We start from the raw sequence: 17,230 nt of genomic DNA, 5'->3' as shown, positions 1-17,230 counted from the left end.
CGCGGGGGAAACCCCGCGTCTTGATGGTCCGGTACTGTCCTCTCGCAGCCATTCCCGTGTAGCCCAATGCCCGATAAGCAAAGCGCCGTCGGGCACTGCATTTTTACACCAGGCTCTTCAACCGATAGATCCACTCCAGCGCCTGGCGCGGCGTTAGTGAATCCGGGTCGAGATTTTCCAGCGCTTCAACGGCGGGGGAGGTTTCTTCAGGCACTGAAAGCAGCGACATCTGCGTACCATCGACCTGGGTCGCAGCAACGTTTGGCGCAATGCTTTCCAGTTCGCGCAGTTTTTGCCGCGCGCGTTTAATAACCTCTTTCGGCACCCCTGCAAGGGCAGCTACTGCCAGACCATAGCTCTTGCTCGCCGCACCATCCTGAACGCTGTGCATGAAGGCGATGGTATCGCCGTGCTCTAACGCATCCAGATGCACATTAGCGACGCCTTCCATCTTCTCCGGTAACTGAGTCAGTTCGAAGTAGTGGGTCGCAAACAAGGTTAATGCTTTGATTTTATTAGCGAGGTTTTCCGCGCACGCCCATGCCAGCGACAGGCCGTCGTAGGTGGAGGTTCCACGGCCAATCTCATCCATCAGCACCAGGCTGTTCTCGGTGGCGTTATGCAGAATGTTGGCAGTTTCGGTCATTTCTACCATAAAGGTAGAACGACCGGACGCCAGATCATCCGCCGCGCCCACGCGGGTAAAGATCCGATCGATCGGGCCTATTTCCACTTTCTGCGCCGGAACGTAGCTGCCGATGTAGGCCAACAGCGCAATCAACGCGGTCTGGCGCATATAGGTACTTTTACCCCCCATATTCGGACCGGTGATGATCAGCATCCGTCGCTGAGGCGAGAGGTTAAGCGGGTTGGCGATAAACGGCTCGGTCAGCACCTGCTCGACCACCGGATGACGCCCCTCGGTAATACGAATGCCGGGTTTATCGGTGAAGGTCGGACAGGTGTAATTCAGCGTATAAGCACGTTCCGCCAGGTTGACCAGTACGTCCAGCTCCGCCAGCGCGCTGGCGCTTTGCTGCAAATCCGCCAGGTGCGGGAGCAGCATGTCGAACAGCTCGTCATACAGCTGTTTTTCCAGCGCCAGCGCTTTGCCTTTTGACGTCAGAACTTTGTCTTCGTACTCTTTCAGTTCCGGAATAATGTAGCGTTCGGCGTTTTTCAACGTCTGGCGACGCACGTAGTTAATCGGAGCCAGATGACTCTGTCCACGGCTGATCTGAATGTAGTAGCCGTGTACGGCATTGAACCCGACCTTAAGCGTATCCAGGCCGGTGCGTTCGCGTTCGCGGATTTCCAGTCTGTCGAGGTAGTCGGTTGCGCCATCGGCCAGCGCTCGCCACTCGTCCAGCTCTTCATTGTAACCCGTGGCAATGACGCCACCGTCGCGAACCAGCACGGGTGGCGCTTCGACGACGGCGCGTTCAAGCAGTTCACGCAGTTCGGTAAATTCGCCCATTTTATCGCGCAGCATTTGCACGGGGGCACTGTCTACGCTTTCCAGTTGTGCACGCAGTTCCGGTAATTGCTGGAAGGCATGACGCATGCGGGCCAGATCGCGCGGACGCGCGGTACGTAAGGCCAGACGCGCCAGGATACGCTCCAGGTCGCCCACCTGTCGCAGCACGGGTTGCAATTCGCTGGTGGTATCCTGCAGCGCGCCGATGGTTTGTTGGCGCTCGGTGAGGATTTTAGTGTCGCGCACAGGCATATGCAGCCAGCGCTTGAGCATACGGCTGCCCATCGGCGTCACGGTGCAGTCGAGTACTGACGCCAGCGTGTTATCAAAGCCACCTGCCAGGTTCTGCGTGATCTCCAGATTACGGCGCGTGGCGGCATCCATGATGATGCTGTCTTGCTGACGTTCCATGGTGATGGAACGAATATGTGGCAGCGAGGTACGTTGAGTATCTTTTACGTATTGCAGCAGACATCCGGCGGCGCATAATCCGCGTGGGGCATTTTCCACGCCAAAACCAATCAGATCTCGCGTGCCAAACTGTAGGTTTAACTGCTGGCGGGCGGTATCAATTTCAAATTCCCACAGCGGGCGACGACGCAGCCCGCGACGCCCCTCAATCAGCGAAGTTTCAGCGAAATCCTCGGCATACAGCAATTCAGCAGGGTTGGTGCGCTGAAGCTCTGCGGCCATGGTTTCGCGGTCGGCGGGTTCACTGACGCGAAAACGCCCTGAGCTGATATCCAGCGTAGCGTAACCGTAACCTTTACTGTCCTGCCAGATGGCGGCCAACAGGTTGTCCTGACGTTCCTGCAACAGCGCTTCATCACTGATGGTACCCGGCGTGACAATGCGTACCACTTTGCGCTCCACCGGACCTTTACTGGTTGCCGGATCGCCAATCTGCTCACAAATAGCGACAGATTCACCCTGATTGACCAGTTTGGCGAGGTAGTTTTCTACCGCATGGTGAGGAATGCCCGCCATCGGGATTGGCTCGCCCGCAGATGCGCCGCGTTTGGTCAGGGAGATATCTAGCAGCTGAGACGCGCGTTTAGCGTCGTCATAAAACAGTTCGTAAAAGTCGCCCATGCGGTAAAACAGCAGTATTTCCGGATGCTGAGCCTTCAGCTTGAGATACTGCTGCATCATCGGCGTGTGGTTAGAGAAGTCCTTATCAAGTGACTCTTTCATATCTTCTTTGCTCTTTTTTTAATCTTTTTGGGTACCTGGGTAGTCTCATGCAAGCCCCTGGAAACTTGCATAAACCCACAAATTTGTCATTCGAAAGCCGCCTGACGGGCAGTAACGACGAGCTTTGGCTCGGCCAGAATAGTCTATCTTATCACCGACAACGACTGAGATTCACCCGTAGGTTTTGCCGCTACAAAAAATGACATTAAATACGCCTGGTATTTGTGGGAAGGAGTGGAGTTGTAAGAAAGTTTTACAGCGGCATAATTTATTATATCTGTAAATCTTTTTATTTATTTAATTTAAGGTGGCTCACCCTCCCAGTTGCATGTTTACTATTCATTACATAACTAATGATTAATTTAAATATTAACGAGATGGTTTTATTTAAAGGGCAAACTCTAATACGTCACATTTTTTAAAATTTCTGGAATGTACACGCCACAGAAATGATTTAAATCACTTTATTTATTCCTTGCGTATCCAAAATGATGCGGTGATTCTCTACATCAATAAGGAAATGGATATGAGTTTACCCTCTCAGGATAATAAGGTAGGGCCGGGAGCTTATTTTGCTCTGGCATTCGCTGCAGTATTTTTCTCCGGACTACTCGGCGGCAAAGAATGGTATGGCGTATTTGATTTCACCACCCTGAACGGTGCTTTCGGTAAAGTCGTCAGTAAAGCGAGTCTCGAGGGGGATACGCTGACGACAACGACCAGTGCGTTTCGTGGTACCGGCGGTCACGGTGCCATGGATGGTTTTCTCTTTGCACTGGGATTAATTCCTGCTGTCATGTTTGCCCTTGGCATGATCAACGTGCTTGAACACTATGGCGCTTTGCGTGCGGCACGTCGTTTATTAACTCCTCTGCTGCGTCCTCTGATGGGAATCCCCGGAAATACCGGCCTGGCGCTGATCGGCAGCCTGCAGAGCACTGACGTTGGCGCATCGTTAACGCGAAATCTGGCCGACGAAGGCGAAATTACGCAAAACGAAAAAGATATTTTCGCCATGTTCCAGTTCTCTGCTGGGGCAATGATCACCAACTTCTTTTCCTCCGGTGCCATTCTGTTCACGCTGATGGCGGTGGACGGTACTCCAGCCGTGCCAGCGTCTATTGGCGCGTGCGTGGCTGTGATGTTCATTATGAAAATTGTTGGCGCCAATGTAATGCGTCTGATCCTGACTTTTACCAGTAAGAAAACCCAGTCAACTGCTCCAGGAGAAGCATCATGAGCGCACCAACTTCTAATCCGGTTATTACTGATGTTTTTGTCGAAGGGGCCCGTAAAGGCTGGAATATTGCGACAACCAGCACTCTGCCAAACGTGGTGATGGCGTTTATCATCATCAAAGCGCTGGAGATTACCGGCGCGCTGAAAGGGCTTGGTATGGTGTTCGCACCGCTAATGGGTCTTTTTGGTCTTCCCGGCGAAGCCGCAGCGGTATTGATTGGCGGCTGGATGTCGATGGGCGGTGGGATTGGGGTAGCGATTGGTCTGTTTGATAAAGGCATTCTGACCGGCGAACATCTGGCTATTCTGGCACCGGCAATCTATCTGATGGGGTCGCAGGTACAGTATTTGGGCCGCATTCTCGGCGTTATTGGCACCAGCGCTAAACGTATTCCCCTGATGATAATTATCTCCGTTCTGAACGCTTTTTTAGCGATGCTGCTGATGCGCATTATTCTCTGATAAGGAATGACCATGGATTTGGAAAAATACATTAATGAACTGCAAACGCTGGTCAACGTTGACTGCGGAACGCAAACGGTCGCAGGCGTAGCCCATATCGCCGCGGTGATGCGTGATCTCTGGCAGCAGGAAGGCTGGCAAACGGAGCTTGTGGATTTGGGGAGTGAGGTCGGCCCGGCGTTGCTGGTAACTAATAAGCCTCATGCAACACAATACGATGTGCTGCTGGTCGGTCATCTGGATACCGTTTTTCCGGCAGGAACGGTGGCTGAACGCCCGATGAGCCGCGATGAACACCGTCTTTACGGCCCCGGCGTTTCTGACATGAAAAGCGGCCTGCTAAATATTCTCTGGGCTATGCGCTCGTTACCCGCGGAGCATCTGGCGCGTTTATCTATTGCGGTAGCAATGAACCCGGATGAAGAGACCGGCAGCGTTCACTCCAGCGAGTGGATTGCTGCGTTGGCGAAACGCGCACGTTGCGTGCTGGTCTGTGAGGCTGCCCGGGCAGATGGCTCTTTGGTGAAAGCGCGTAAAGGTGTGGGAGGCTATCAACTGACGTTTGACGGTGTGGCGTCTCATGCCGGCAATGAGCCGGAGAAAGGACGTTCTGCCATTACCGCTTTTGCTAATAGCGTACTGGCGATTAATGCATTGACCGACATGACGCGTGGCACCACGCTAAATGTGGGGGTGGTGCAGGGTGGCAGTGCGGCGAATGTGGTGGCAGCGAAACTCCGCGCAGAGTTGGACGTGCGCTTTTGGGACAATGAAGAATATGATCGTGTCCATCAGGCTTTACTGTCGCTCTGCCAGCAAGGTTTTCTTGAGGGCGTGACCACTACGCTTACCCGGGTCAGCCATAAGCCTGCGATGGCTGCGAACGAGGAGACGCAACAGCTGATGGCGCTGGTTGAACGAGCCGGACAGGAAGAAGGGATCGCCGTGACATGGCAGGCCGTTGGCGGCGGTAGCGATGCTAATCTCACTGCGTCACTGGGGATCCCGACGCTGGATGGTTTGGGACCAGTCGGCGCGGGTTTTCACGGTGTTGATGAATGGCTGAATATCGCCTCCATCGAACAGCGAATTCGTTTATTAAAACGTATCATCACGATGTTGTAATCTGCTGATAATATAGCCTCTGACCGGAGGCTATATTCATATCAAAATAAAAAATTAGCTGACATATTATAAAGTATTATTTATACATCACGTAGCTGAAGTTGATTTTCTAAACGCCGATCGCGCAGGGTTGCATAAATAAAAGTAATCACAAACAGCAGTGAAAATAATACGACGATGGTGGGAGCCGGTGCGCTGTCGATGAAAAATGACAGATATACCCCTATAAACGAAGTAACGATCGACATCGCCACCGCCAGCCACAAGGCGTTGGAAAATTTCCGCGTCAGTAAAATTGCAATCGCCCCAGGAGCAATCAGTAAAGAAATCGACAAAATAATCCCGACCGATTTTAGCGTGGCGACAATCGTCAGGGCGATCATACACAACAGGCCGTAATGCAGCAGAGTGGTGTTAAGCCCACTGGTCTTGGCCTGATGTAGGTCGAACGCATACAGCAGCAGATCTTTCCACTTCAGCCCAATGATTAGCGCGATCCCCAACGCAATCACCGTTGTTTGCATGATATCGCTCAGTGATATGCCGAGCATATCGCCGAACAGAATATGATCCAGATGCACTTCCGACTGAATGGAAACATACAGCACCAGTCCCGCACCAAACATCCCGGAGAAAACAATGCCCATGATGGTGTCGCGCTTAATGCGGCTGTTATCGTCGAGGTATCCGGTGGCTACCGCGCAGAACAGTCCAGCGACAAACGCGCCAATTGCCAGCGGGATGCCCGCGATGTAAGCCAGCACGATCCCCGGAAAAACCGCATGGCTCATGGCATCACCCATCAGCGCCCACCCCTTGAGCACTAAAAAAACCGATAACAACGCGCAGGGGATAGCCACAATAGTGGAGATGATCAGCGCATTGACCATAAAGCTAAACTGAAAGGGTTCCAGCAGCGTTGTTAAGATCATACCAGCTCCTTATTGATCCTGCGGGCGCGGCGGCGATTCGCCAGCAGACCGTGTTTGGGGGCGAAGACAAACGCCAGCAGGAACAGCAGTGTTTGCAATACGACGATAATTCCGCCGGTTGCACCATCCAGCCAGTAGCTCAGCCAGGCCCCGAAAAAGCTGGTCAGGCTACCGATAGCTACGGCAACCGCCAGCAGGCGAGGAAAACGATCGGTCAACAGCCAGGCGGTGGCTCCGGGCGTGACCACCAGGCAAATCACCAGAAATGCGCCGACGGTTTGCAGGGCGGCTACCGTTGAAACGGAGAGCAGTGTAAAAAACAGCAGCTTCAAACGCCCCGGATTCAGACCGATAGACCGGGCGTGGTTTTCATCAAAAAAGACCACCATCAAATCTTTCCACTTCAATAACAGGATGGTCAGCGATACCACACCGATGATCGCCAGCTGCAGAATATCTTCCGGCGCAATTGCCAGGATATTACCGAGAATAATGGTCTGGATGTTCACCGACATCGGATTGAGCGACACCATAAAAAGCCCGATACCGAAAAAAGACGAAAAAATCAGCCCGATAATCGCATCTTCCTTCAGGCGTGAACGCTGATTGAGAAACAGCATGCTGCCCGCTGCCAGCCCACCGGAAAGAAATGCGCCCAGTGCGAAGGGAAGCCCTAACATATAGGCTCCGGCTACACCCGGCACGATAGAGTGCGATAGCGCATCGCCAATCAGCGACCAGCCTTTGAGCATCAGATAGCAAGAGAGAAACGCGCACAGGCCGCCGACCATCGCCGAAACCCACATGGCGTTGAGCATATACTGGTAACCAAACGGCTCTGTCAGCCAGTTCATGATTATTCCCCCTCGCTTGCCGCGCGTCGCGAAATAAACGGACGTTCATCATCGGTAATCACGTGCTGTTCGCCGCCGCGCAGGGCAACGTGACGCAGGACACCGCTAAATGCCAGCTCGAGATTCTCGGGAGTAAAGGTGGTTTCGGTCGGGCCACTTGCCAGCACCGTGCCCTTAATCATCACCGTGTAATCACAAAACTCGGTGACGGAGCCCAGGTTATGGGTAGAGACCAGCATGGTCCGGCCTTCATCACGCAGTTCACGCAGCAGGTCGATGATCCGGGCCTCGGTTTTCACATCTACACCAGTAAACGGTTCATCCAGTAAAATGACCTGGCCGTCCTGTGCGATAGCGCGCGCCAGAAAGACGCGTTTTTTCTGCCCGCCAGAAAGTTCACCAATCTGGCGATGGCGATAGTCCAGCATGTCGACCCGCGCCAGCGCCGTATCTACGCAGTCGTGGTCGATCTGTTTTGGCCGACGCAGCCAGCCCATATGGCCAAATCGTCCCATCATCACCACATCTTCCACCAGCACCGGAAACGACCAGTCCACCTCCTCTGACTGGGGGACATAGGCGATCAGATTCTGTTTGAGCGCTTTATTAACCGGTTGTTGCAGAATAGAGATTTCCCCCCGCGCCAGACGGACAAACCCCATCAACGCTTTAAATAGCGTTGATTTTCCCGAACCGTTGACGCCGACCAGGGCGGCAATTGAGCCGCCCGGAACCTGAAAAGTGGCATCCCGCAGCGCAGTGTGCCCGTTGCGATACGTCACCGTAACCTGATTCACGGTAATCGCAGATTGACTCATTTTTGGCTCCTTAACCCGTCGTTGATGCCGCTGACGATGGTTTGTGTCGTCACGCGCAGTAAATCCAGATAGGTCGGTACCGGACCATCGGCAGCGCTGAGCGAATCGACATACAGCACGCCGCCGTAATGCGCGCCAGACTCACGAGCGACCTGACGTGCAGGCTTGTCGGACACGGTGCTTTCGCTAAATACGGTGGGGATTTGATGCTCTTTGATCGCGTCGATCACTTTGCGTACCTGTTTGGGCGTGCCTTGCTGATCGGCATTGATTGGCCACAGATACAGCTCTTTCAGGCCGTTATCACGTGCCAGGTAAGAGAATGCGCCTTCGCTGGTGACCAGCCAGCGTTTATCGGCAGGGAGCTTTATCAGTTCATCATGCAGCGGCGCCAGAGTCTGCTGGATTTTCGCTTTATAATTCTCCGCATTTTTCTGGTAGGTGGCAGCATTGTCTGGATCGTATTTCATCAGCGCATCGCGAATGTTATCCACGTAGATGAGCGCGTTCTCCGCTGACATCCAGGCATGCGGGTTCGGTTTGCCGTTGTACGGCCCTTCGCTGATACCCATTGGCTGCACGCCATTTGAGACCATTACCTCCGGCACGCCGGATAAATGCTGATAGAAGCGGGCAAACCAAAGCTCCAGATTGAGGCCGTTGGAGAGGATTAGCTGTGCACCCTGTGCGCGTTTAATATCCCCTGGTGTGGGCTGATATTCGTGAATTTCAGCCCCGGGTTTGGTGATAGAACTGACGTCAGCAGCGTCACCTGCCACATTACTGGCCATATCGGCAATCACCGTAAAGGTAGTTACTACCTTAAATTTTTCTTTCGCCCAGGCAGGAGACAGCGTCAGCGCCGTGATTACGCTTGCAAGGAGAAGCGATTTCAGATGGGGCAGATGCAGCATAGTATCCCTCACAATAAAATGGTTAATTTATCATCAAATATAGCATTTGCTATGTTATATAGCACAAGGTATAAGTAAATGAAAATAATTCTTATTTGCGTAGGGTGCTAAGGAATGGATGAGGATATGCGTTTACGCCGACACGATTGTCGGCGTGCAGGGGAGGACAAAGCCGATGATTATGATTTCTGGAACTCAGTGACGGTTTCCCAGGCTACTTGCTGCAAGGCTTTGGCGGTAGCAGGGTTCATGTCCGTATCAATGGGAAGCGCACCGCCGACCGGAGACTGATTATACAGAGTAGCGAAAAATACGCAGGCGGCGAGATATGTTCCTGAAATCGAAGGGTGTACACCATCTTGATAATACAGGTTAATTTCTGGGTGCGTTGTACGCGCTTTCTCGAAAGCCAGACCTACCGGAGCTACATATCCCCCCGTTTTTTGCGCAATCGAGATATAAGCATCTGCCAGTTTTTGGCTATCTTCGGGTTTGTCTTTTTTCGGCCAGGTCATGAAATAGACGACTTTTGCACCGGCTTTATGCGCCATTTCGGCCATTTGGGTTGCAGAGTCCACGAAATTTTGTCGGGTACTTTCTTTCTTTGAAATCGTTTCTGTAGAATTCCCCTGCAGGATGACGACATCCCATTTCTGTAGCGTGTTCTGATAGCGCATATTCTCAATTTGCCAGCCTAAATGACCGCTGGAAATCGTGATCCCCCGATATTTATAGCCTTTGGCGTGATCAGGTAGTAAGGACTGCGTCAAATCCCGCAGGCGGGTATTAATATTATTGTTATAGAAAGTGAAAGAGTTACCATAAAGCGCGACAATTTTATTCTCACCATCCATTTTCGCATATGCGGAAGGCGCTAATAACGTATCCGCTTGAACACAGATACTACTTAAGGCGAAAGTCGTCGCTGCGGCAAGTAATGTTATCTTTTTCATTTTTTATCTCTTAGAAATCATAACGGAGCCCAACGATAAGCGCATCATCATTGGTCTTTTTGTTCTTACTTGCGAACTCTTTATCGTAAGTAAATGATAACCACGTGTCTTTAGCCAATGTTAATTGCGCTTCAGCACGCCAGTCTTCTTTTTCAGCAATATCTTTACCATCTTCATTTAAAAAGCTATATCCGGTAAGAACCTTGACGGTGCCAAAGTTGTAGGAAATGAACGAATCCATCCCTTTATAATTATTATCGCTTTTGTTATCACGAGAAATAGACGTACGTAATGCGGTTACTGCGACTTCATAGGCTTTATAACTGAGTTGTAATCCTCCCATGATTTGATCGTTTTGATTACGTCCATCGGTGGTCACTACCCCGTCCTGTCGTTTATAACGGCTGGCCGCTATCGCCGGTGTAATCCTAAAATCGCCAAATTTGAAAGAATTGCGATAGCTGGCCATCGCGCCGTAATCCAGAGCTTCGTTATCACTGTTGCCGTTACCGGAAACCCATGCCAGTTGAATCTCATTGCCGGCAAATTTGGCGTTCCACTGTACGGTACCGTCCTGTCGGTTGAACTGGTAAGAGTCATCAATGGTTGTAATGCCATAGCTGTAGATATTGGGGGTGAAGTTTTTGTACTTATCGGTCATTTTCATTACCTGATACAACGGGTTTTTGGTTCTCCCGGTGATCAGTTCACCCCATGTTTTATTCGACAGGCCGACATAGGAATAGCGGGCCTCCATATCGCTTTCGCCGGTATTATTATCATTTTTTTCGGTACGCACCTGCCATTCCAGTCGGCCTACGATTTTAGTCTCTGGCAGAAGATCCAGATCTCGCGTGAGATAAATACCTATACGACCACCTAAATCACTTCGACTTTCACTGCCAGCGAATGAATTCTGACCACTTGCAATTTTGCCCTCAACACGACCATAGATATCCAGCGTATTTCCATCCTTATTATAGACGTTTAAGGCGAACGCCGAGGAACTCATACCCATTAGTAATATTAGTGAATAATTTTTTAGTTTCATGTTATCCCTCAAATCAGCATTAGTTTCCTGACCATAAAAATAAATTTCACAGCGAGGTAATTGTTTGAGGAAAAGGAATGACAGCGATATGGGAATCATTTTTTCTCGTAATGAAATGTGATTATTCGCGCATAACTATCTCTGATTTGGCGATTGTATTAATGGTTCTTATATTTAATGAGTGTTTTTTTTAAGGTATTACGGTGACTTAAATTGTAATGCAGAAGTTACTGTGAACTACATCGCATTTTTACAGAAGGCAAAAACTGAAAATGGGAATATTACATTCTCATGGCCTATTTTGGGGTGGGAATACTATTTTCCCCTATAATTTGGCAGACAAATCCCGCAAAATTGATTAATCACATTTTCGATTATCACGCATTCACTAGCCGGAGAGGCGCTGTATGTACGGGAAGCAAACAACGGTATTTGATTCTGACCTTTATTCATCATTGTTCACTCAGGAGAAGATGCGGGAAATATGGTCTGACGACAATCTGCTGCGTTGTTGGTTGCGTTTTGAGGCGACGGTCGCTCGCGTGCAAAGTGAGCTGGGGATTATTCCTCAACAAGCAGCCGTTGAAATTGAACAAACCTGTCGGGAAATAGAGATTGACTGGCCCACCCTGGCGCAAGAAACAAAAACCGTCGGCATGGCTATAAAGCCGCTGATCGATCAGATCTCCGCCAGTGGAACACCATTGGTAAGTCAGTTTCTGCACTGGGGATGTACCACTCAGGATTTACTGGACTCAGGCATGGCGATGAGATTGCAGCAAACGCTGCAACTGTTACGTGAGCAATTGCTTGATGTTGGCGAAGCCATGAAAACGATGGCGTTACGACATGCTCGCACGGTAATGGTTGCACGAACCAATTCGGTGGATGCTTCTGCAACGACGTGGGGGCTTCATGTTTGCAGTTATCTGGCGGAGATAAACCGCCACCTGACACGTCTACAGCAGCTGTATCCGCGTGCCGTAACCGGACTTTTTGGTGGTGCGGTGGGGAATCTGGCTTCTGTAGGTAAGCAGGGAATGGAAACACGCCAGCGGCTGATGTTAGCGTTGGGTCTGAACGTGCCCTGCGGGATTAATAATGCCAGTCAGGATGCGGTCGTTGAAGTTGTGCAGTTTTTTGCTCTTGTTCACGGCACGCTGTGTCGTCTGGCCAACGATGTCGAAACAATGGGACGTACGCCGATTGCTGAAGTACTTGAGGGAGAGGGCGGTGGCGGATCCAGCACCATGCCACACAAAGTTAATCCACGCGCCAGTAATATGATGCAAACGCTGGCAAGAATGGGGTGGATGTATGCTTCCGGCGCGCCAGCAATGCTGGATCAACAGGATGTGCGAGCAGCCTCTATGCGGGTATTAAACTGGACGATCCTTCCGGAGGCCTCTAATGCGTTATCGACCAGCCTGACACGCGCAAAGAGCCTGCTTTCGCATCTCATTGTTAATGAAGATAAGATGCGCGCTAATTTTGACTGCTCAAAGCACTTTATTATGTCGGAATCGCTGACGATGAAGCTTGCCGCCAAAATTGGCAGAGAGTCCGCTTATAACCTAGTGAAAAAGCTGCTGAAGCATGCAACCGGCGAGCACAGCTTCATGGAGATCGTACAGGCTAGCCCGGAAATCCGCGCGTCATTATCTGGGGCGGAAATTGCTGCCGCCTGCGAGCCGCTGTCATATATCGGGGCTAACGACGCGCTAATCGCTGAGACTATCGCTGAGTTCGATCGCGTGAAAACCGCAGATATTGCCTGATTCGTCATGTCGCCGGGAGGGATAACACTCCTGGCGGTTGGTGGCGCTAAGTATTGTGGGCCGAAGCAGAAAATGTTTCGAAAAAGACGAATAATTCTTCCAGTTGGGCAAAATTACCCTCGCTATCTCCTTTCTCATAAGCCAGATGCAGAATGAGTTCGATAAAAAAGAAGCCAAGAATACGGCTTTGAAAAATGGAGTGTACGTCGCTTGGGAGAACAAACTGCAGATCGCAGAACTTACCGTAAGGGTTCGCCTCTGAGTTGGTCACCAACACTACGACGGCATTCTTTTTTCTGAACCATTTTGCAATATTGAGGGCGACCCGGTTAAATCGATAGTAAGAGAAAACAATCAGGACATCCCCTTCCTCAATATTGATGAGACATTTGGGGAGCTCGCTGATGTCCGTCGGTAACAGAGTGATGTTGCTGCGAAAGTACTTTAGCAGTGTACAAAAATGCGTCGCCATGGCATGAGATGATGAAGGGCCGACGACATAAATATGACGTTTATTATTCAGCACCAGATCGATAAACGCATTAAGGCTCTCAATATCAATATTATTTTTAAATTGATTAAATAACTCTGATACTTTGTGGGTGAAATCGGTAACGATAGTTTCGGTGGTAATGCTGGGATTGTTACGCAGTTTGATGTTTTTCTCAAACGGCGCAGATATTTTATTTTTTGACAGCGTGATATCTAATGCCTTACGGAAAGCAGCATAACCCGTAAACCCAATCTTATTTAAAAATCGGCCAATAGTTGCTTTGCTTACCATCGCATTTTGCGAGAGATCAACAATGCCATGATAAGGGAGTTCATTAAAGTGTTTATTAATGTACTCATTAAGTCGGCACTCAGATTCAGTTAGATCACCCATATTAAGAGTCAGTAAGTTATACTCATCCAGACTTAATGTGTTTTTATTGTACATGGATAACACCCGGTTGCTGTTGTATATCAACGTTGTTATAGGATAATACCTTTTCGACGTCAACCATTGAATGAATATCTTGGAAACCCGCATCCAGCCTTTTCTTACGGATGCTACCTTATTCAGATGAGTTGCGATCTTACTCACAAAAAGGGGTGGGAAAACACCTTTCCCGTATTTTACAACCACACAACCCATTACACTTAAATCTCAATATTTGAGTATGTAATACGATAAATTTACGTACATATTATAGCTGCTTATATATAGGTGTAATTTTTTACTATCCTACATAAGCTATGATGATATGACAGGTAACCCTACCCGATTTGTATGGCATAGGAATTGTTATTATGACAGCGTTTATTATAGCTATAGTGATAACAGCTATTGCTGCATGGTTAATTGTGAAAAATTATCAGCCGCAAACTGTTTTATTACTCGCTGGATTGGCATTATTGACCATTACCGTACTGTTTTATCCTGAAAAAAGCATTCTCTATGATAAAGCCAAATCCACGGGATCAACCTGGCTGGATATCTTTAGCTTTGCCAAAGAATCGCTGACCACACAAATTGCGGGTATTGGTCTTATCATCATGGCTGCGGGCGGATTTGCCAGCTATATGGATCACATCAAAGCGTCGAACGCGATGGTTAATATGTGCATTCGTCCGCTACAAGTGATTAAAGCGCCTTACCTTATCCTCGCGCTGGGGTACATCTGTGCGCAGCTTCTGCATGTGGCAATTTCAAGTGCGGCGGGATTGGCGATGTTGCTGCTGGTGACATTCTTCCCGGTTCTGGTCCGTCTCGGAGTCAGTAAAGCCTCTGCGGCAGCGATGATTGGTCTGTGCGCGTTTATGGATTTAGGGCCTGCGGTTGGAACAGCGAATTTGGCGGCCAAGCATGCCGGAATGGAAAGCGCTATCTACTTTGCTCATTACCAGATGCCGGTCGCGGTGGTGGTGATGCTGGCTGTTGCGGTGGTGATTTACTTCACCGCGAAATATTTTGACAAAAAGGATGGCTTCGTGCCGGGCGAGCAAAGTGTCGCGCAAGCGGAAGAAGAGGGTCGCAAGTCTCCCGTTATTTACGCGCTTCTGCCGGTTCTGCCTGTGGTTCTGGTGCTGGTCTTTAGCCCGCTGGTGATCAAATCTATTAAAATTGACGTAGTGACGGCGATGATTCTTGGCGCGGTCGTCGCATTTTTCTTTGAACTGGTGTCAACCCGAGATTTCAAAAGCTGCTGTAAAGGATTACAGGTCTTCTTCAAAGGTATGGGCAGCATGTTTACCAGCATCGTTTCCTTGCTGGTGTGTGCGGATATCTATGCGCAGGGGCTGCAGAAAATTGGCGCAGTGGACTACCTGCTGCAGTCGGTGCAAAACGCAGGTCTGGGCTTTACCAGCATGACACTAGTGATGACCGCGCTGGTGGGAGTAACCGCTGTACTGACAGGCTCTGGCGTTGCTGCCTTCTTCTCTTTCTCCGGCCTGGCCCCCTCCATTGCGGCAAAATTTGGCGAAAGCGCCGTTAATATGATCCTGCCTATGCAACTGATGGCGGGAATGGGGCGCTCAATGTCTCCTGTGGCTGGCATCATTATTGCGGTAAGCAAAGCAGGGGAATGTTCACCGTTTATGATCGTCAGAAGGACGCTGCTTCCAGCGCTGGCCGGTATCGCGGCGATGCTGGTTGCCAACTATGTCCTGATTTGAATCCCGAGAGCCTGTTAATGCAGGCTCTTATTGTTTATCTGGTTGTAATTTATGGATGGCAACGTGACAAACGATGTTTTATACGTCCCGTTTACGGGCAAGTTACTGCTTGAGTCTCCGTTATTGAACAAGGGAAGCAGCTTCACGCAACAAGAACGACATGACTTTAACCTGAGTGGGCTACTGCCTTGCGCCATTGAGAATATTGATGAACAAGCCGAGCGGGCGTATCAACAATATCTTGAGGCTGAATCCCACAACGCCCGGCATATTTATTTGCGTAATATTCAGGATACCAACGAAACGTTATTTTATTATCTGCTGAAAAAGCATCTACCTGAGATGCTGCCAATCGTTTATACCCCGGTAGTCGGGGCCGCCTGCGAAAAATTCTCCTGGATATATCGTCGTGCGCGTGGTGTATTTATTTCATGGCCCGATCGCGATCGTATTGACGATATTTTGCATGATATTCCACGGCACGATATTAAAGTCATTGTCGTCACTGATGGTGAGCGCATTCTGGGCTTGGGCGACCAGGGCGTTGGCGGTATGGGTATTCCTATCGGGAAGTTGTCGCTTTATACCGTTTGTGGAGGGGTAAATCCGGCGAATACGTTACCCATTCTTCTGGATGTCGGCACTAACAATACACGACTGCTGGACGATCCGCGCTATATCGGCTGGCGTCATCCGCGTATCACCGGTGAAGATTACTTCGCATTTATTGGCATGTTTATTGCGGCGGTTAAACGACGCTGGCCTAACGTTCTGCTGCAGTTTGAAGACTTCGCCCAGCATACAGCGATCCCTTTGTTGGCGAGTTATCGTGATGAACTATGCTGTTTTAATGATGATATTCAGGGCACGGCGTCAGTGGCTCTTGCAACAATTCTCTCGGGCTGTCGTGGTAGCGGTCGCGACCTCTGCCAGCAACCCATCGTGATTGTAGGGGCGGGCGCGGCAGGATGTGGCATCGCCCAGCATATTATTGCCTGTCGTATATCTGAAGGTATGAGCCAGGCTGAAGCCCGACGGACCATTTTTATGGTGGATCGCGACGGTCTGGTGATGACCACCAATGATGCCTTAGCTGATTTCCAGCAATCGCTGGCGCAACCTCCCGAAGCCTTATCTGACTGGCAGTATGATGGGCAGGCGCCGTCATTACTGGAGGTGATTCATAATGTCAAACCCACGGTGATGCTGGGTGTGTCGGGCCAGGCCGGACTGTTCTCGCAGGAGGTGATTAGCACGATGTATCAATACTGCGATCGCCCGATTGTCATGCCGCTGTCGAATCCCACCTCGAGAATGGAAGCGCGGCCAGAAGATATCGTGCGCTGGACCGAGGGACGGGCCATCATCGCGACAGGCAGTCCCTGCGATGCGGTTGTATTTAATGGGGGTTCCATTCCCGTTGCACAGTGCAATAACGTGTATGTTTTCCCGGCCATCGGTCTGGGGGCTATCGCCAGCGGCGCGACGCGCATAACAGACACGATGCTGATGGCGGCAAGCTGCGCACTGGCCAATGCTTCTCCACTGGTGCGCAATGGTGAAGGTGCTCTGCTACCGGAGGTTAAGACAATCTGCGAAGTGACTCGCAGTGTTGCTTTTGAGGTCGGTAAGGCAGCACAGCATTCCGGTGTGGCGGAGAAGATGAGCGACGAGACGCTGTTGCAGAGTATTAAAGATAACTTTTGGCTACCGCATTATCGACCTTATAAACGCAGAGCTATTTAGTCATTTTTCCTGGAATGATTAACGGC

The 17,230-nt window shown here is 50.2% G+C and carries 14 protein-coding genes; 6 read left to right on the top strand and 8 right to left on the bottom strand.

The window, feature by feature from the left end:
• Nucleotides 1–103 precede the first annotated feature (103 nt).
• On the bottom strand, nucleotides 104–2,671 hold the full coding sequence (gene mutS / locus OGY15_RS03320; protein WP_278238622.1) for a DNA mismatch repair protein MutS: 2,568 nt from the start codon (nucleotides 2,669–2,671) through the stop codon (nucleotides 104–106).
• 520 nt (nucleotides 2,672–3,191) lie between these two features.
• Between mutS and OGY15_RS03315 the strand changes: the two genes are divergently transcribed.
• From OGY15_RS03315 to OGY15_RS03305, 3 genes are read left to right on the top strand one after another with little or no spacing between them, the layout of a single operon-like run.
• Complete coding sequence (locus OGY15_RS03315) at nucleotides 3,192–3,911, top strand: nucleoside recognition domain-containing protein (protein WP_151218218.1); 720 nt, start codon at nucleotides 3,192–3,194, stop codon at nucleotides 3,909–3,911.
• The gene (locus tag OGY15_RS03310; RefSeq protein ID WP_151218217.1) at nucleotides 3,908–4,372 is read left to right on the top strand and encodes a YjiG family protein; all 465 of its coding nucleotides are present in this window, start codon (nucleotides 3,908–3,910) and stop codon (nucleotides 4,370–4,372) included. Before OGY15_RS03315 ends, OGY15_RS03310 begins: the two co-directional genes overlap by 4 nt.
• A 12-nt stretch (nucleotides 4,373–4,384) precedes the next feature.
• Complete coding sequence (locus OGY15_RS03305; protein WP_286538260.1) at nucleotides 4,385–5,497, top strand: M20 family metallopeptidase; 1,113 nt, start codon at nucleotides 4,385–4,387, stop codon at nucleotides 5,495–5,497.
• Nucleotides 5,498–5,577: 80 nt separating this feature from the next.
• Here OGY15_RS03305 and sitD read toward each other — a convergent pair whose 3' ends face one another.
• The 6 genes from sitD to OGY15_RS03275 all read right to left on the bottom strand — a co-directional run bounded on the left by sitD (nucleotide 5,578) and on the right by OGY15_RS03275 (nucleotide 11,019).
• Nucleotides 5,578–6,429, bottom strand: a complete 852-nt coding sequence (gene sitD, locus OGY15_RS03300; protein ID WP_278238624.1) for an iron/manganese ABC transporter permease subunit SitD — start codon at nucleotides 6,427–6,429, stop codon at nucleotides 5,578–5,580.
• Nucleotides 6,426–7,283, bottom strand: a complete 858-nt coding sequence (gene sitC / locus OGY15_RS03295) for a metal ABC transporter permease (RefSeq protein WP_210905309.1) — start codon at nucleotides 7,281–7,283, stop codon at nucleotides 6,426–6,428. The genes sitD and sitC overlap by 4 nt, the downstream gene beginning before the upstream one ends.
• Nucleotides 7,284–7,285: 2 nt before the next feature.
• The gene (gene sitB / locus OGY15_RS03290; RefSeq protein WP_210905308.1) at nucleotides 7,286–8,101 is read right to left on the bottom strand and encodes a manganese/iron ABC transporter ATP-binding protein; all 816 of its coding nucleotides are present in this window, start codon (nucleotides 8,099–8,101) and stop codon (nucleotides 7,286–7,288) included.
• On the bottom strand, nucleotides 8,098–9,015 hold the full coding sequence (locus tag OGY15_RS03285; protein WP_286538252.1) for a metal ABC transporter substrate-binding protein: 918 nt from the start codon (nucleotides 9,013–9,015) through the stop codon (nucleotides 8,098–8,100). The genes sitB and OGY15_RS03285 overlap by 4 nt, the downstream gene beginning before the upstream one ends.
• A gap of 179 nt (nucleotides 9,016–9,194) precedes the next feature.
• Nucleotides 9,195–9,968: an SGNH/GDSL hydrolase family protein gene (locus OGY15_RS03280; protein ID WP_151218213.1), complete on the bottom strand. Its 774-nt coding sequence runs from the start codon at nucleotides 9,966–9,968 to the stop codon at nucleotides 9,195–9,197.
• Nucleotides 9,969–9,978: 10 nt separating this feature from the next.
• Complete coding sequence (locus OGY15_RS03275) at nucleotides 9,979–11,019, bottom strand: porin (RefSeq protein WP_151224253.1); 1,041 nt, start codon at nucleotides 11,017–11,019, stop codon at nucleotides 9,979–9,981.
• 407 nt (nucleotides 11,020–11,426) lie between these two features.
• Here OGY15_RS03275 and OGY15_RS03270 point away from each other — a divergent pair, with 407 nt between their 5' ends.
• The gene (locus tag OGY15_RS03270; protein WP_151224252.1) at nucleotides 11,427–12,797 is read left to right on the top strand and encodes a class-II fumarase/aspartase family protein; all 1,371 of its coding nucleotides are present in this window, start codon (nucleotides 11,427–11,429) and stop codon (nucleotides 12,795–12,797) included.
• A 46-nt stretch (nucleotides 12,798–12,843) separates the two neighbouring features.
• Here OGY15_RS03270 and OGY15_RS03265 read toward each other — a convergent pair whose 3' ends face one another.
• A complete protein-coding gene (locus tag OGY15_RS03265) occupies nucleotides 12,844–13,737 on the bottom strand; it encodes a MurR/RpiR family transcriptional regulator (RefSeq protein ID WP_151218210.1) in 894 nt (297 codons plus the stop codon).
• 353 nt (nucleotides 13,738–14,090) lie between these two features.
• Between OGY15_RS03265 and dcuC the strand changes: the two genes are divergently transcribed.
• Both dcuC and OGY15_RS03255 read left to right on the top strand, forming a co-directional pair.
• Complete coding sequence (dcuC, locus tag OGY15_RS03260) at nucleotides 14,091–15,458, top strand: C4-dicarboxylate transporter DcuC (protein ID WP_151218209.1); 1,368 nt, start codon at nucleotides 14,091–14,093, stop codon at nucleotides 15,456–15,458.
• 51 nt (nucleotides 15,459–15,509) lie between these two features.
• Nucleotides 15,510–17,204, top strand: coding sequence for an NAD-dependent malic enzyme (locus OGY15_RS03255; protein WP_151224251.1), 1,695 nt, complete (start codon nucleotides 15,510–15,512; stop codon nucleotides 17,202–17,204).
• Nucleotides 17,205–17,230: the final 26 nt, after the last annotated feature.

Source organism: Citrobacter sp. Cu231 (assembly GCF_030332265.1).
Classification (GTDB): Bacteria; Pseudomonadota; Gammaproteobacteria; order Enterobacterales; family Enterobacteriaceae; genus Citrobacter; species Citrobacter meridianamericanus.
This window is presented reverse-complemented; position numbering and strand designations above follow the sequence as displayed.

What these genes read in the sequence shown, in the direction of transcription:
- OGY15_RS03305 (WP_286538260.1), top strand. Translation starts at nt 4,385, where the DNA reads ATGGATTTGGAAAAATACATTAATGAACTGCAAACGCTGGTCAACGTT.
- OGY15_RS03315 (WP_151218218.1), top strand. Translation starts at nt 3,192, where the DNA reads ATGGATATGAGTTTACCCTCTCAGGATAATAAGGTAGGGCCGGGAGCT.
- OGY15_RS03265 (WP_151218210.1), bottom strand. Translation starts at nt 13,737, where the DNA reads ATGTACAATAAAAACACATTAAGTCTGGATGAGTATAACTTACTGACT.
- OGY15_RS03285 (WP_286538252.1), bottom strand. Translation starts at nt 9,015, where the DNA reads ATGCTGCATCTGCCCCATCTGAAATCGCTTCTCCTTGCAAGCGTAATC.
- OGY15_RS03280 (WP_151218213.1), bottom strand. Translation starts at nt 9,968, where the DNA reads ATGAAAAAGATAACATTACTTGCCGCAGCGACGACTTTCGCCTTAAGT.
- OGY15_RS03270 (WP_151224252.1), top strand. Translation starts at nt 11,427, where the DNA reads ATGTACGGGAAGCAAACAACGGTATTTGATTCTGACCTTTATTCATCA.
- mutS (WP_278238622.1), bottom strand. Translation starts at nt 2,671, where the DNA reads ATGAAAGAGTCACTTGATAAGGACTTCTCTAACCACACGCCGATGATG.
- dcuC (WP_151218209.1), top strand. Translation starts at nt 14,091, where the DNA reads ATGACAGCGTTTATTATAGCTATAGTGATAACAGCTATTGCTGCATGG.
- OGY15_RS03275 (WP_151224253.1), bottom strand. Translation starts at nt 11,019, where the DNA reads ATGAAACTAAAAAATTATTCACTAATATTACTAATGGGTATGAGTTCC.
- sitD (WP_278238624.1), bottom strand. Translation starts at nt 6,429, where the DNA reads ATGATCTTAACAACGCTGCTGGAACCCTTTCAGTTTAGCTTTATGGTC.
- OGY15_RS03255 (WP_151224251.1), top strand. Translation starts at nt 15,510, where the DNA reads ATGGATGGCAACGTGACAAACGATGTTTTATACGTCCCGTTTACGGGC.
- OGY15_RS03310 (WP_151218217.1), top strand. Translation starts at nt 3,908, where the DNA reads ATGAGCGCACCAACTTCTAATCCGGTTATTACTGATGTTTTTGTCGAA.
- sitB (WP_210905308.1), bottom strand. Translation starts at nt 8,101, where the DNA reads ATGAGTCAATCTGCGATTACCGTGAATCAGGTTACGGTGACGTATCGC.
- sitC (WP_210905309.1), bottom strand. Translation starts at nt 7,283, where the DNA reads ATGAACTGGCTGACAGAGCCGTTTGGTTACCAGTATATGCTCAACGCC.